This is a genomic window from Mesorhizobium sp. M1027 (assembly GCF_040318745.1).
In the GTDB taxonomy this organism is placed as follows: domain Bacteria; phylum Pseudomonadota; class Alphaproteobacteria; order Rhizobiales; family Rhizobiaceae; genus Mesorhizobium.
The window spans coordinates 132,831-146,748 of record NZ_JAMYMW010000014.1; the positions used below are offsets into that span (position 1 = coordinate 132,831).

Sequence of the window (13,918 nt, forward strand, 5' to 3'; positions counted from 1 at the left end):
CCCCTTCTCCCCTTGTGGGGTCCGAAGGACGGGGCGAGACCAGTGGCTCGCCCCCGGGCGGTGTCGCCGAAGGCGACGGATGAGGGGTGCTCCAGCTTGGCGCGGACGGCGATCCTTCCAACACCCCGTCTCGGCGCTGCGCGCCGATCCACCTTCTCCCACAAGGGGAGAAGGAAAAGGCCAGCCATGACCACCATCACAGCAATCTCCGCCCCGACGCGCCCCCGCAAACTCGTTGGCGCCGGCCGCCGGCAGTGGATCGGCCTGCTCTATGTCGCGCCGGCCGTCGCGCTTGTCGTCGTCTTCTTCATCGTGCCGCTGTGCATGACCGCCTGGATGTCGCTGCACAACTGGCCGCTGATGGGCGCGCACAGCTTTGTCGGGCTCGACAATTACTGGGCGATCCTGCGCGACACCCGCTTCTGGAACGCGCTGAAGTTCACCGGCTACTACACGGTGGTGGTGACGATCGCGATCTTCGCCGTCGCCTTTCCGCTGGCGCTGTTCATCGAAAGGCCGCGGCAGCTGACCGGCTTCTACCGCACGTCCTTCTTCATGCCGGCGGTCATCGGCTTCGCCTCGGCCAGCCTTTTGTGGTCGTGGCTGCTCAATGTCGATTCCGGCCTGTTCAGCCCGGCCGCCTTCGAGCTTGGCCTGACCGAGAAGAAATTCAACCTTTTGGCGACCTTCCAGCCGGCCTTCTGGTCGATCATCGCCATGGTGGTGTGGAAGGTGGCGGGCTTCACCATGATCATTCTGATGACCGGCCTGCAATCGATCCCGCCGGATCTGCAGGAGGCGGCGATGATCGACGGGGCAGGGCCATTCGCGCGGTTCCGGGCGATTACCTTGCCCTTGATGCGCCGCACGCTGGCGCTGGCGCTGATCCTGTCGGTGGCCGGCTCGATCCTCGCCTTCGACCAGTTCTACATCATCCTGCGCGGCGGCCCGCGCAACCAGACGCTGACCGCCGTCTACTGGATCTTCAACCAGTCCTTCGTGTCGTTCAAGCTCGGCTATGGCGCGGCACTTTCGATGGTCCTGCTGGTCATCCTGGTGGCGCTCAGCCTCATCCAGCTGCGGCTGCTGCGCCAGCCCGAGGGGGTCGACTGATGGCGCAGGCAAGGAGCCGCAACCGCCGCATCGGCATGCAGATTGCCGAGCACTCGACCGGCATCATCGCGTCCATACTGTTCCTAGCGCCGATCGCCTGGACGGTGCTTTCGGCCTTCAAGCCGGCGCAGGAAGCGCGCCAGCCGCCGCTGCCGCCCTGGCCGACCAGCGGCATCTCGCTCGAGAACTACGCCACGCTTAACACCTTCGGCGATGGCCTCTGGCTGCCGGCGCAAAACAGCATCTACGTCTCGGTCATGACCGTGGTGCTGTCAGTGATCGTCAGCGTGCTCGCCGGCTACGGTTTCTCGCGCTTCCGTTTTCCGCTGAAGAACCTGCTCTTCGTCGTCATCCTGTCGACGATCATGATCCCGTTCCAGTCGATTCTGACGCCGATCTTCCTGGTGCTGACAAAAATCGGCCTGCACAACACGCTGACCGGGCTGGTCTGCGTCTATGTCACGCTGCAGCTGCCGTTCTCGATCTTCATGATGCGCAACGCCTTCGACGCGGTGCCGCGCGAGATCGAGGAGGCCGCGCGCATGGACGGCGCCAATAATGTCACCATGCTGTTGAGGGTGATGCTGCCGCTGGTCTGGCCGGGCATCGTCACCATCGCGCTGTTCGCCTTCCTCGGCGCCTGGAACGAGTTTCTGGCGGCGCTGGTGCTGATGACAGACCAGTCGAAATTCACGCTGCCGATCATGATGACCGCGCTGCAGTCCGGCCGCTTCGGCGCCATCGACTGGGGCGCCGTGCAGGCCGGCGTCACCGTCATGATGGTGCCGTGCCTGGTGCTCTTCCTTTTGCTGCAGCGCTTCTACATCCGCGGCCTGATGGCAGGGGCCGTGAAGTGACCACAAGAAATCGAACCGGAGTAAATTGATGACCGCATCGCAATCCGCCAGTCAGGGCGCCAAGCCGAAACTCGCCTTCCGCCCGCTGCCCGTGCCGCAGGTCGATGTGCGCGGCTTCTGGGGCGACCGCGTCGATGCCGTCGCCTCGAAGACCGCCGGCATCCTCTATGACCGCTGCGTCGAGGCGCGCATGCTCGAGCAGATCGATCCGGACCGGCCATCCCCGGGCGTCGTCATTCCGTTCCACTCACCTTCACCGGACGAGGCGGCCACTGCCGGCAACGAGTTCACCGGATCGACGGTGACCACGCAGATGTTCTGGGACTCCGATTGGGGCAAGACCATCGAGACTGCCGCCTATTCGCTCTACCGTCGCCGCAACGAGGAGCTGGAGAAGAAGATCGACGCTGTCATCGATATGTACGGCAAGCTGCAGCAGCCCGATGGCTATCTGTCGAGCTGGTACCAGCGCATCCAGCCCGGCCTGCGCTGGACCAATCTGCGCGACTGCCACGAGCTCTATTGCGCCGGCCATCTGATCGAAGGCGCCGTCGCCTACTACCAGGCCACCGGCAAGCGCAAGCTGCTCGACATCATGTGCCGTTATGTCGACCATATCGCCGAGACGTTCGGTCCCGAGCCCGGCAAGAAGAAGGGCTATTGCGGCCATGAGGAGATCGAACTGGCGCTGGTCAAGCTGGCACGGGTGACCGGCGAGCGCAGATACATGGACCTCGCCAGATATTTCATCGACCAGCGGGGACTTGAGCCGCATTATTTCGACGAGGAGGCGCGCGCCCGCGGCGCCGACCCCAAGGCGTATCATTTCAAGACCTATGAATACAACCAGTCGCACAAACCGGTACGCGAGCAGGACAAGGTCGTCGGCCATGCGGTGCGGGCGATGTATCTCTATTCGGGCATGGCCGACATCGCCACCGAATATGGCGACGACACGCTACGGGTGGCGCTCGACCGGCTTTGGGACGATCTCATGACCAAGAACCTCTACGTCACCGGCGGCCTCGGGCCGTCCTCGCACAATGAGGGTTTCACCGCCGACTACGACCTGCCAAACGACACCGCCTATGCCGAAACCTGTGCTTCGGTCGGCCTGGTGTTCTGGGCGAGCCGCATGCTCGGCATGGGTCCCAATGCGCGCTATGCCGACATCATGGAGCGGGCGCTTTACAACGGCTCGATCTCCGGCCTGTCGCTCGACGGCTCGCTGTTCTTCTACGAAAATCCGCTCGAAAGCCGCGGCGCCCACCACCGCTGGAAATGGCACCGCTGCCCGTGCTGCCCGCCCAATGTCGGGCGCATGGTCGCCTCGATCGGCAGCTATTTCTATGGCCTGTCGGACGACGCACTCGCCGTCCATCTCTATGGAAACGGCACGGCTCGTTTCGATATCGCCGGCCGGCAAATAGAGCTGACCCAGACCAGCAATTATCCCTGGGACGGTGCGGTCTCGATCTCCGTCGAACCGGAAGCGCCGACCGCGTTCACCTTGCACCTGCGCCTGCCGGGCTGGTGCCGCAAGGCAACGCTCAAGGTGAACGGCGCCGATGTCGATCTGGCTACTGTCACCAGCGACGGTTATGCCGCGGTCCGCCGCGAATGGCGCAAGGGCGACCGCGTCGAGCTCGACCTCGAAATGGCGGTCGACCGTCTATACGCCAACCCCCAGGTGCGGCAGGATATCGGCCGCGTCGCACTGGCGCGCGGGCCGCTGATCTATTGCGTCGAGGAGACCGACAATTCCAGCCAGCTGCACCGCATCGCCCTGCCGCGAACGGCCGACATCGAGGCGCATCAGCAGCCGAATCTTCTGGGCGGCGTCGTGACACTTTCGGCGATCGCCAAAAAGGCGGCTTTCGAAAACTGGCAAGAGGGGCTCTACCGCACCGAACCGCCGGCGGTCGAGGAGGCAAAAGTCACCGCCGTGCCGTATTTCGCCTGGGACAACCGCGACCCCGGCGAGATGCTGGTCTGGCTCAGGGACGAATGAAGCCCGGCGGCAGCGCCCGACCGATCTCCTCGGCCACAAGTTCCTGCAGCTGCCAGAGATTGCGGTCGCGGATGCCGCAGGCGTCGAGATGGCGAATGGTCTCGAACAGATATTCGGCGCCCGAACCCCAATGGCCGACGGCCGTTGCCAGGGTCGCCGCTATCGCTTGCTTTTCGAGCTTTCCTGCATAGCGCGGATTGGCGCGATCGACAACGAAACCAAGCGCTTGGCCCATGCCGCCGCCCGTCCTGACCTGCAGCCAGCGCGGCACGTTGACGGAGGGCAGGATGGTCATCTCGCGGCGCAGCAGCGCCTCGAGATTGGCCGCCACGGGCTCGGCGGTCTCGAACACCATGCCCTGGCATTGGCCGCCGCGGTCGAGCGCCATCATCAGGCCGGGCTGCTCGACGGTGCCCCTGAAGCGCTGCACCGTAAAACAGAACGAACGGTGCCAGCCCGTCGCCACGGCCCGTTCGCCACCTCTGACCTCGCCGGCCGGCTTCCACAGCAGCGAGCCATAGGCGAACAGCTTCACCGGCCTGGCCGGCGCGCCGGCCAACACCTCGTCGCGAATGCGCGCGTAATCGGCATCGGTCATGTAGACCATGCCCGGTGTCGGCCCGGCATCCTCGACCGCACGCAAAGTGCGGGCGACCAGCGCCTCGGTCAGCGCCATCGGTGTCTTGCGCGGCGAACGCCGTGATGCGGCGGAAATGACCTTGCTCATCCTCATGCTCTCAGCCTTGCCGCCATGTTGCCGAAGGCTGAAAGATTCTCAAGGGCCGAGTACACCAGCGCGGTATCAGGATTCGAACTGTCGTGTACAACAGCTTGACTGCACAAATACCTACGCGACGGGTTAAACGCGTCGACTGAACCCATTTCAATGTGATGCAGCGAGATGCTGGTCTGGCTCAGGGACGCCGGATCGCTGGTATCACCAATTTGAGCCGCCAAATGCATGCCTTGAATTCGCCCGGGCGCGCGTCATCTAGCTTTGAGTGGCGCCAGTCACTTGAACGGGTGGAGGCAGATTGTGGCGCTCGAAGCTGTCGCGCGTCCCGGCGGTCGCTATATTGCGGTCGCCGTCGTGGCGGTGCCATTGCTGTTCGTCGTCGGTGGACTGGCCATTCGCTATGCGGCATTTGCCTCGATCTCGGCGGAACCAGGCTTCGCAGCCTATGCCCAGGCGCTCTGCCGGTGGGATTGCGCGTGGTATGTCGACATTTCCGAACACGGTTATGAGCGCTTTCCCATTCCAGGCCAGAGCAATGTCGGACGCTGGGGCTTCTTTCCGCTCTATCCGATGCTGGTGGCGGCAATCCGGTCTGTTTTCCCTTTGCCGACGATACTGCTCGCGTCGATCGCATCGATTGCGTGCAGCTACGCGGCCTGTCTGGTGGCGTGGCCGCTGCTCGAGAAGAACATGCGCGCTTATGTGCTGTATTGCGCCTTTCTGCTCAGCGGCCCGTTCTCCTTTCACTTCACGACTTTCCTGACCGAACCTCTTTTCGTGCTCCTGACGTCGTGCGTTTTTCTGGCACTCAAACGCTCCAGCTATCTGACCGCGGGGCTGTCATCGGCTCTGCTGTCGGCAACCAGGCTCGTCGGAGTGCTTGTTGTATTTGCGACCGTCATTCAGATGTTCAGGGATTACCGCGCAAAGGGCGGATCGGCGCTTTCGTTCCCACGTTGGGTGCTTGGCCGACCGGATCTGCTCGTTGCAATTCTCATCTCGCCTGCCGGCTTGTTCGCCTACATCCTGTTCCTCTATTTGACGGTCGGGGACGGCTTTGCCTTCCTGCACGTCCAGCGCGCGTTTGGACGGGTGGCGGGCAATCCGCTCGCCTTCATATGGGATGGACTCTCGGCCGTTCCGACGACTGGATGGCTGCCTACGGCGCCGCAATGGAGCGCGCTCGCCGCACTCATAGGACTGGCATTATCGGCGGTTCTGGCGGTTCGCAGGCAATATGGCGCCGCGCTGTTCTGCGCCTGCTGCATCATCCTGCCGCTGATCACGAACCTGGCCTCCATGGTCAGATACGTCATTGGGCTTGCGCCTCTGACAATGTTGCTGACCACGTTGTTGTCGGCGTCGAAGCTGACTTTTCTTTCGGCTCTGGGTCTCTTCCTTGGCGCCTGCTATTTCATGACGGTGGCATGGATCGGGGGCTATCTTGCCCTGGTCTAGCACTCCGGGCCCGCATCGGCGCGCGGCCTCGCTTGGCGGCTACACGCTGGCGGCGGTTCTGGCCGGGGCGGAAGTCATCATCCTTGCGCTTGCTGTCAATCCAAACGTCAATGCCGACTATCGCGCCTATTACATCGACTGGATGACAACCTGCCTCAATCGCGATGCGGTCGGCAGCTACACCCTTGGCCAGACGGTGTCGTTCCGGTCCGACGGAGCCAAAAAGGCAGCCGGCATGAGGGTCTGCGGCTGGTCGGGACCGGTAGCCGACGGCACCCATTCGCTGGGCGAGACCTCGCGGCTTCGCCTGAAGATACCGCCGCTCCGCGACGGCCTGACGGCTACGCTGCAAATGGCCGCCGTCATTCGCCCGCCACAGGTCACGCAAAGGGTCGTGATCTCGGTAAACCGCGTTCGGGCGCATGCGGTCACGCTGTCCGGCAAAGAGCCACGAACGGTCTCGTTCGTTATCCCACCGGCGGCTCTCGCCGAGGCTAAAACACTCGACATCGCTTTCGACTACCTCGACGGCATTCCGCCAAGTCCGGCCGCCAGCAACATCTACAAGCGCTCCATCAAATTGTTGTCGCTCCGGCTCGATCCCATTGAGGCGGATTAGGGCAGGCGATCACGCTGCTGGCCGCGTCTTCGCTGCGCGAAAACCCAGCGGTCGAGCATGAGAAGATTGACCGCCGGAACAAGCAAGCATGTAACCAGGATGGCGATGATCGGTGGAAGGCCGAATTTCGCGGTCAAAAGTGCCGGCGCCGCGTAGGCAACGGCGAAGCCTGTCGCCGTCAACAACAGAAAACGCGGAGCCTCCGATCGATGCGATCCGCTCGACGCGAAGGTCACGAACTTATGCGCGAGATAAGAAAACAGGGCGGCAGCGGTATAAGCCGCGAGCGAGGCACCGACCGGCGAGAGGCCGAACCGTTGCCATTTGACCAAAGCGGTGGCCATCACTGCATATAGGATCGTTGCAGCAATGCCGACCGACCCGAAGCGCGCCAGCAGCCTCAGCCCAGCGTCGCCGGTCGAACGGCGCTCAGACATGCGCACTGCACGCATACTGCGCTCCAAGCGGCAGGGCGGAAAGCAGGCGCTCGACCTTTTTGGCCAAGGGCGTTGCCGAGGGTAGCAGCAGAAAATGCTCGGAGCGGATGTCCCTGAAGCCTGTTTCCTGAAAAAGGGACCTTGCTTTAGCGGCGTTGAGCAGGACTGCCTCGTGATCGAACGGACACCGAAACACCGCAAGACGCGTCAGTGGATTGTAGGGATTGTGCTCGATGATGCAGGCGACGCCGCCCGGCCGCACGACGCGGCGCAGTTCCAGGAAGAAATCCAGCCAGACAGCGGGCGAGACATGATGGACGACGCAGCTGGCGAAAGCCAGATCGAACGTGCCGTCCTCATAAGGCAGCCGCTGCGTGCTGCAGGTCCTGTAGGCCACACGCGAATTGTCTTGGCTAGCACGCAAGATCGATTCTTGCGAGACGTCGCAGCCATCCAGGCTGTCGAAAGCACCTTCGAGGTAGGGGTGGAGCGAACCGACGCCGCAGCCGACATCCAGCGCCCTTACGGTCGCCCCACCCTGTCCAAGCTTTCGCTCGACGAGCAGACGCCGCAGCAGGTCCGCCTTGGCGACAAGGAAGAAGTCGTGCCTGAGTCCGGAAAACCGGATGGACCCTTCGACCGCCTCGCCATAGTTGGAATTATAGCTGTCGAAGAGTTCGCCCATTGGCGGGGACTCCACTCCTGGGCTTGTGAAACGATCGGCGGCGCTCACCAGAGACGGCACGCATCGCCTCGTCGAAGCCGGTGAGCCGATCGATCACATACAGCGGGCGGCGTTTCACCTCGGCGTGGATGCTGCCGACATAGAGTCCGACCACGCCGGTCATGAAAAGGTTGATGCCGCACAGGAGCGACACGATCACCACGGTTGATGTCCAGCCGGCAATGATGCCGGTTTCAAAAAACCAGGCAAAGATGGCGTAGGCACCAAAGACCACCGCAAGCGCGGAAATGGCCAATCCGCCCCAGAGGGCCAGGCGCAACGGCTTCTCGGAGAAACTAACGATGCCGTGAACCGCAAGGTGCATCATCTTCCAGAATGGGTATTTGGTCTGGCCCAGGGTTCGGGCGTGGCGCTCAAATGGCACTGCCGTCTGCTTGAAGCCCATCCAGCCGAACATGCCCCTGACGAAGCGGTCATGTTCGGGCATATGCTTGAAGGTTTCCAGCGCCTTGCGGCCGACCAGGCGGAAGTCGCCGACGTCGCGCGGAATATCGACCGACGTCATTTTCTCCAGCAGGCGATAAAAAAGACTTGCCGTAAAGCGCTTGAACCAGGATTCGCCCTCGCGCTTGACTCGGCGGGCATAGACGATCTCGAAGCCTTCCTTCCACTTTGCCACCAGGTCGAGAACGACTTCCGGCGGGTCCTGCAGGTCTGCATCCATGACGATGACGGCATCGCCCGCAGCGGCGTCCATACCGGCGGTAATCGCCACCTGGTGACCGAAATTGCGGGAAAATTCGATCAGCCGAAAGCGCGGCTCGGCGGCAACCACCTTTTGGAGGTATTCGACGCTTCCATCGAGGCTTCCGTCATCGACGAAGATGGCCTCCGTTTCGCCGTCCAGCCGGCCGATAAGCGAACTGATCCGCTCGATCAGCCGAGGAAGCACCTGTTCTTCATTGTATACGGGCAGGACCAGCGAGTAGCGAGGCGGTGACCTGTTCACCGTCATTCCAGGGTCGTGGACCACAGACTCTCGCATGCGGTTGAAAATGGAACGAAAGCTACAAAGTTCCAAAGGCACTTAAGAAACTGCTAATTTATCTAGTTCTGGAGGGAGTACCGGTTCTCGATAAGCACTTGGAGGATGTCGTCGTGAGGTCGGACGTCCACATCGAGGCGTAAACTATCGGTGGCTGCCGGCGCGATCGGGCTGGCGAGAAGCAGTCGTTGAGGCATAACGCGTTGACCGCGAGGCCTACTCTCCCGGACTTGTCGGTTGAAGCGGGGCTACGGGTGACCCTAAGGGTGCGGGCCGACCGCTTTTGACGCATGCCGGACATCGCTCATGGAACACGGTCGGCGAGCGCGGCCGAGTGTCCCGCTGGCAGGCCAGCGAGCGCCCTAACCGGCCGCCTTATCGTACCGGCCAAGCCTCAGCTGGCCCGCAGCCGGTACGACACTTGCCGGCCTGGCCGGTCGCCGCCGTCAAGCAGCCGGCCGGATGTTTTGGTTCACCCGGAAGAGGTTGTTTGGGTCGTATTTCTTCTTCAGCGTAGCCAGGCGCTCATAATTGTCGCCATAAGCCGCCTTGAGCCTTGCATCGCCCTCGTCATCCATCATGAAGTTCAGGTAGGCGCCACCCAGATCGAACGGATGCACAGCCTCCCAGTAGGCCTTGGTCCAGCGCGTCACCGGCCCGGCTTTCTGTGGGTCCGGATCGATCCCGGCGATGACCATCGACCAGGTCGCATCCCGGTAATTCCAGGGTGTCTCGTCTTTGCCGACGCGATGGACCGCGCCATCGATAGGGTAGAGGTGCATGAGCGATAGCTCGCTCGGCGTCTTCGCCGCCTGCTCGAGATGGGCGTCGATCGCCTCGTCGGACAGCGTCTTGACGAAATCGCCCCGCCAGTACCACTGCATTCCCTTCGGGTAGAGCCCATCGAACATGCTCTGCACCGCGGGATAGGGCATCGTTCCCATCCAGTTGAACCAGGGCGCGGGCAGCGCATCGAGCAGCGGGGCCAGCGCCTCTCTGCCCTTTTCCTCCGGGCCGTTGTAGCAGCACATCAGCAGGCACATCCGCTTTCCCCAAAACTCTTCCGGGAACGGTGCGCTCGAGAGGACGGTCTTGAGCCCGAGAAAGATCCCGAGTTCCTCGGGCGCATTCGGCAGGAACTCGCGATAATGCTGCATGATGGTGCGGGCGTGGCGCTGATCCCATGCGATCGGCCCCGCAAAGACCATGCTGACCTGGTGGAGCTTGAACACAAAGCTGGTGACGATGCCGAAATTGCCGCCGCCGCCGCGAAGCGCCCAGAACAGGTTGGGGTTCCGCTCCTTGCTTGCTGTGACGAAGCTTCCATCGGCAAGCACGACATCGGCCTCGACCAGATTGTCGATGGTCAGGCCATATTTGCGCGTCAGATAGCCATGGCCGCCGCTCAGCGTCAGTCCGGCGACCCCGGTGGTCGAGATGATGCCCGCCGGTACGGCCAGGCCAAAGGCATGGGTGGCGTGGTCGACGTCGCCCTGAGTGCAGCCCGGGCCTACCCGCGCCGTACGGGCATCCGGATCGACGCGCACACCATTCATCGCCGACAGGTCGATCACCAGACCGTCGTCGCAACTCCCCAATCCTGGTCCGTTATGGCCGCCGCCACGTACCGCAACCAGCAAATTGTCGTCGCGGCCGAAATTCACCGCTGTGATCACGTCGGCGACGTCGACACAGCGGGCGATGATCAGCGGCCGCTTGTCGATCATGCCGTTGTAGAGCTTGCGGGCCTCGTCATAGCCGGCGTCGCCGGCGCGGATGACTTCGCCTCGCAGGCTTGCTGCGAATTTGGTGATGTCTTCATCGTTCATGACATTTCTCCCTGTTATTGGACCTGTCGGCCGGCCGACGAAACGCTAATCCCGTCCGCTGTTCCCGCAAATGTCACATCGTCCATTTCTGTTGCCCGATCGTTCAGAGTAGGATTAGACCGGATGGATGGTTGCTCGGGCGGCCATATTGCCGGATAGTTCGAGATGCCTGGCGGAAAAACTCGTTGTCAAAGGGAGTAGCCGATCGTTTCCGGAGGTGTAGTGCATGGATGTCCTTTCCGATGTGCTCCGGGCCGTTCGCCTCACCGGTGCGATCTATTTCGACGTCGACGCCAGTTCTCCCTGGGTCGGCGAGTCGCCGGGCACTGCCGACATTGCCGCCGCCGTCATGCCGGAGGCAGAGCACATCATCTCTTTTCATGCCGTGATGTCGGGGTCGTGCTGGGCCGCGCTGGCAGACGATTCCGTCCCCCCGGTGCTCGTGAACGCTGGTGATGTCGTTGTCTTCCCCGGTGGTGTTCCGAATGTGTTGAGCTCCTCGCCGGGGGCGCGGGGCGAACCCAATATGGCGATGTATTATCGGCCGATAGACGAGAGCCTGCCGTTCGCGGTGATCCATGGGGGCGGGGGAGACGAGCGGACCCGGTTCATTTGCGGGTATCTTGGGTGCGATGCGCGTCCCTTCAATCCTCTCCTCGCCGCATTGCCGGCCATCCTGTGTGCCCGCAAGCCCGCCGATGGAAGCAGCTGGGTTATCGACCTTTTTCGGCTGGCGCTGGCAGAAGGTGGCAGTGGGCGGGCGGGCTGTGAAACGATCCTTGCCAAGCTGAGCGAGCTGATGTTTGTCGAGATCATCCGCCGCCATCTCGAGACCCTCCCCGACGATTCGCGCGGCTGGCTGTCAGGCCTACGGGATCCACATGTCGGCGAGGCGCTCCGGCTTATTCACGCTCGCCCCAGGGAGGAATGGACATTGGACCGGCTCGCCCGCGAAGTGGGGCTCTCACGCACGGCGTTTGCGAGCCGCTTTACCCACTATGTCGGGGTTTCGCCGATGCACTATCTTGCTCGCTGGCGTCTGCAACTGGCGGGACGTCTGCTCGAACGGCCCGGAATGAGCATCGCGCAGGCGGGTGCCGAGGTCGGCTACGAGTCGGAAGCCGCCTTCAATCGCGCCTTCAAAAAGTTCGTCGGCATTCCACCTGGCACCTGGCGAAAGGGACGGTCGGCATTGCTCGAGGCTCACAGATTGCCCGCTGGCGTCGTGCAATAGGAAAGAACTGGCTGGGGCGTTGACGCTTCGGTCTGCGTGCAGCGTCCCAATACTCGAAAGCCCCTGGCACAAAGCGGTAGACGATGACCGGCCGCCGCGACGCTTTCGGCGAGCTTCGCGCCTCAATCCTTCGCGCGCTCGACATAGGCGCCATCGGCCGTCATCACCACCACGCGGGTGCCGGCGCTGATGTGTGGTGGCACCAGGGTGCGCACGCCGTTGGACAGCGTTGCCGGCTTGTAGGATGAGGATGCCGTTTGGCCCTTGGTCACCGGCTCGGTCTCGACCACCTCGAAAGTGGCGCGCTGCGGCAGCACCAGCGAGATGGCGATGTTGTTGTATTGCGAGATCTGTACCGGCATCCCTTCCACCAGATAAGGCGCCATGTCGCCGACCACGCTTTCCGGCACCGCGACCTGATCATAGGTCTCCGGGTTCATGAAGTGAAAGCCTTCGCCGTCGCGATAGAGGAACGTGTGCTCGCGCTCCTCGACATAGGCGCGCTCGACCTGCTCTGTGGTGCGATAACGCTCGGAAACCTTTACCCCGTCGGAGATGCGCCGCATGTCGAGCTGGGTGACCGGCGTACCCTTGCCAGGATGAATGTTTTCGGCAAAGAGGATCACATAAAGCTTGCCGTCCTTTTCGACGACGTTGCCTTTACGTAAGGAGCTGGCGATGACCTTCACGGGTTTCCATCCTGATAAAATTTGTTGGCGCAAATCGGCTGGAGAGGCCGTTGCGTGCGGCCTAGCGCATCTTGGCCGCAATCGCCAGCCCTCTGTGCAATTCCCCTGAAGCCGATGACCGCCGCTTCGCCGTGGTGGACGCCGCATGTCCACGCCGACCGCCGGCCGCGGCTGATTCTGCGCAACGCCATTGCCGCCGGCATGCGCGACTGGTTCGCCCGCCGCGACTTCGTCGAGGTGGAGACATCGGCCCTGCAGGTCTCGCCCGGCAATGAAGCGCACCTGTCGGCCTTTGCCACCGAGGCGATCGGGCCGGACGGGCAGCGCCAGCCGCTCTATCTCCATACTTCGCCAGAATTCGCCTGCAAGAAGCTGCTTGCTGCCGGCGAAGAGCGCATCTTCAGCTTCGGGGCTGTGTGGCGCAACCGCGAGCGCGGCCCCTTGCACCATCCTGAGTTCACCATGCTCGAATGGTACCGCGTCGGCGAGACCTATGAGAGCCTGATGCGCGATTGCGCCGAGCTCGTCGCGCTGGCGGCCGAACGGGCGGGCGCAAAGCGTCTTAGCTTCCGCGGCCGCGAGGCCGACCCGTTTGCCGAGCCGGAACGGTTGAGCGTCGCCGAGGCCTTCATGCGCCATGCCGGCATCGATCTGCTGGCGACGGTAGCAGCCGACGGCAGCACCGACCGCGAGGGCTTGCATGCCGCCTTGGTCCAGGCCGAATTGCGGACCGCGCCCGACGACAATTGGGCCGACCTGTTCAGCCGGGTGATGGTCGAAAAAATCGAACCGGCGCTGGGGCAGGGGTGTGCCACAATCCTCTACGGCTACCCGATCTCGGAGGCGGCATTGGCCCGGCCGAGCGCCGACGATCCACGCACCGCCGAGCGCTTCGAGCTCTATTGCTGCGGCGTCGAGCTCGCCAACGCCTTTGGCGAATTGACCGATCCGGCCGAGCAGCGCCGGCGCTTTGCCGCCGAGATGGACGAGAAGCAGCGCGTCTATGGCGAACGCTACCCGATCGACGAGGATTTCCTCGCCGCGCTCGCCATCATACCGCAGGCGAGCGGCGCCGCGCTCGGCTTCGACCGGCTGGTAATGCTCGCCACCGGCGCGCTCAGGGTCGACGACGTGATCTGGACGCCGGTGGCTGGTCCCTGACGATAGGTTGGGCTGACCGACGCGTCAGATTTGGACCAATTACA

Annotated in this window: 14 protein-coding genes; 7 read left to right on the forward strand and 7 right to left on the reverse strand. The window is 62.9% G+C overall.

What is annotated here, in order from left to right:
• The first annotated feature begins 186 nt into the window (after positions 1 to 186).
• From NKH50_RS24830 to NKH50_RS24840, 3 genes are read left to right on the forward strand one after another with little or no spacing between them, the layout of a single operon-like run.
• Positions 187 to 1,113 carry a carbohydrate ABC transporter permease gene (locus NKH50_RS24830; protein ID WP_254817448.1) on the forward strand — a complete coding sequence of 309 codons (927 nt, stop codon included), beginning with the start codon at positions 187 to 189 and terminating at the stop codon, positions 1,111 to 1,113.
• Positions 1,113 to 1,970, forward strand: a complete 858-nt coding sequence (locus tag NKH50_RS24835) for a carbohydrate ABC transporter permease (protein WP_352703313.1) — start codon at positions 1,113 to 1,115, stop codon at positions 1,968 to 1,970. The genes NKH50_RS24830 and NKH50_RS24835 overlap by 1 nt, the downstream gene beginning before the upstream one ends.
• Before the next feature lie 28 nt (positions 1,971 to 1,998).
• Positions 1,999 to 3,981 carry a glycoside hydrolase family 127 protein gene (locus NKH50_RS24840; RefSeq protein WP_352881582.1) on the forward strand — a complete coding sequence of 661 codons (1,983 nt, stop codon included), beginning with the start codon at positions 1,999 to 2,001 and terminating at the stop codon, positions 3,979 to 3,981.
• Here the strand turns inward: NKH50_RS24840 and NKH50_RS24845 are convergent.
• A complete protein-coding gene (locus NKH50_RS24845) occupies positions 3,968 to 4,708 on the reverse strand; it encodes a gamma-glutamylcyclotransferase (protein WP_352703309.1) in 741 nt (246 codons plus the stop codon). The genes NKH50_RS24840 and NKH50_RS24845 overlap by 14 nt on opposite strands.
• A 2-nt stretch (positions 4,709 to 4,710) precedes the next feature.
• Positions 4,711 to 4,944, reverse strand: coding sequence for a hypothetical protein (locus tag NKH50_RS24850; RefSeq protein ID WP_352881585.1), 234 nt, complete (start codon positions 4,942 to 4,944; stop codon positions 4,711 to 4,713).
• A 73-nt stretch (positions 4,945 to 5,017) separates the two neighbouring features.
• Between NKH50_RS24850 and NKH50_RS24855 the strand changes: the two genes are divergently transcribed.
• A complete protein-coding gene (locus NKH50_RS24855) occupies positions 5,018 to 6,175 on the forward strand; it encodes a putative hexosyltransferase (RefSeq protein ID WP_352509451.1) in 1,158 nt (385 codons plus the stop codon).
• Positions 6,162 to 6,794, forward strand: a complete 633-nt coding sequence (locus NKH50_RS24860) for a hypothetical protein (RefSeq protein WP_352509452.1) — start codon at positions 6,162 to 6,164, stop codon at positions 6,792 to 6,794. Before NKH50_RS24855 ends, NKH50_RS24860 begins: the two co-directional genes overlap by 14 nt.
• Here NKH50_RS24860 and NKH50_RS24865 read toward each other — a convergent pair.
• From NKH50_RS24865 to NKH50_RS24880, 4 genes are all read right to left on the reverse strand, one after another.
• Positions 6,791 to 7,231 carry a GtrA family protein gene (locus NKH50_RS24865; protein WP_352509454.1) on the reverse strand — a complete coding sequence of 147 codons (441 nt, stop codon included), beginning with the start codon at positions 7,229 to 7,231 and terminating at the stop codon, positions 6,791 to 6,793. The two genes, NKH50_RS24860 and NKH50_RS24865, sit on opposite strands and share 4 nt — an antisense overlap.
• Positions 7,224 to 7,916, reverse strand: coding sequence for a class I SAM-dependent methyltransferase (locus NKH50_RS24870; protein ID WP_352509455.1), 693 nt, complete (start codon positions 7,914 to 7,916; stop codon positions 7,224 to 7,226). Before NKH50_RS24870 ends, NKH50_RS24865 begins: the two co-directional genes overlap by 8 nt.
• A complete protein-coding gene (locus NKH50_RS24875) occupies positions 7,891 to 8,931 on the reverse strand; it encodes a glycosyltransferase family 2 protein (RefSeq protein ID WP_352509473.1) in 1,041 nt (346 codons plus the stop codon). The genes NKH50_RS24870 and NKH50_RS24875 overlap by 26 nt, the downstream gene beginning before the upstream one ends.
• Positions 8,932 to 9,407: 476 nt before the next feature.
• The gene (locus NKH50_RS24880) at positions 9,408 to 10,790 is read right to left on the reverse strand and encodes an FAD-binding oxidoreductase (RefSeq protein ID WP_352703302.1); all 1,383 of its coding nucleotides are present in this window, start codon (positions 10,788 to 10,790) and stop codon (positions 9,408 to 9,410) included.
• A 226-nt stretch (positions 10,791 to 11,016) separates the two neighbouring features.
• Between NKH50_RS24880 and NKH50_RS24885 the strand changes: the two genes are divergently transcribed.
• Positions 11,017 to 12,024, forward strand: coding sequence for an AraC family transcriptional regulator (locus NKH50_RS24885; RefSeq protein ID WP_352479928.1), 1,008 nt, complete (start codon positions 11,017 to 11,019; stop codon positions 12,022 to 12,024).
• A 122-nt stretch (positions 12,025 to 12,146) separates the two neighbouring features.
• Here the strand turns inward: NKH50_RS24885 and efp are convergent, their stop codons facing one another.
• Entirely contained in the window at positions 12,147 to 12,713 is a 567-nt protein-coding gene (gene efp, locus NKH50_RS24890) for an elongation factor P (RefSeq protein WP_023674374.1), read from the reverse strand.
• A gap of 114 nt (positions 12,714 to 12,827) precedes the next feature.
• Here efp and epmA point away from each other — a divergent pair, with 114 nt between their 5' ends.
• The gene (epmA, locus tag NKH50_RS24895) at positions 12,828 to 13,874 is read left to right on the forward strand and encodes an EF-P lysine aminoacylase EpmA (RefSeq protein ID WP_352703300.1); all 1,047 of its coding nucleotides are present in this window, start codon (positions 12,828 to 12,830) and stop codon (positions 13,872 to 13,874) included.
• The last annotated feature ends 44 nt before the right edge of the window (positions 13,875 to 13,918 follow it).

Coding starts and splice junctions, on each gene's coding strand:
- NKH50_RS24845 (WP_352703309.1), bottom strand. CDS start 4,708: ATGAGCAAGGTCATTTCCGCCGCATCACGGCGTTCGCCGCGCAAGACA.
- NKH50_RS24830 (WP_254817448.1), top strand. CDS start 187: ATGACCACCATCACAGCAATCTCCGCCCCGACGCGCCCCCGCAAACTC.
- NKH50_RS24885 (WP_352479928.1), top strand. CDS start 11,017: ATGGATGTCCTTTCCGATGTGCTCCGGGCCGTTCGCCTCACCGGTGCG.
- NKH50_RS24865 (WP_352509454.1), bottom strand. CDS start 7,231: ATGTCTGAGCGCCGTTCGACCGGCGACGCTGGGCTGAGGCTGCTGGCG.
- NKH50_RS24875 (WP_352509473.1), bottom strand. CDS start 8,931: ATGACGGTGAACAGGTCACCGCCTCGCTACTCGCTGGTCCTGCCCGTA.
- NKH50_RS24835 (WP_352703313.1), top strand. CDS start 1,113: ATGGCGCAGGCAAGGAGCCGCAACCGCCGCATCGGCATGCAGATTGCC.
- NKH50_RS24870 (WP_352509455.1), bottom strand. CDS start 7,916: ATGGGCGAACTCTTCGACAGCTATAATTCCAACTATGGCGAGGCGGTC.
- NKH50_RS24880 (WP_352703302.1), bottom strand. CDS start 10,790: ATGAACGATGAAGACATCACCAAATTCGCAGCAAGCCTGCGAGGCGAA.
- NKH50_RS24850 (WP_352881585.1), bottom strand. CDS start 4,944: ATGCATTTGGCGGCTCAAATTGGTGATACCAGCGATCCGGCGTCCCTG.
- epmA (WP_352703300.1), top strand. CDS start 12,828: ATGACCGCCGCTTCGCCGTGGTGGACGCCGCATGTCCACGCCGACCGC.
- NKH50_RS24840 (WP_352881582.1), top strand. CDS start 1,999: ATGACCGCATCGCAATCCGCCAGTCAGGGCGCCAAGCCGAAACTCGCC.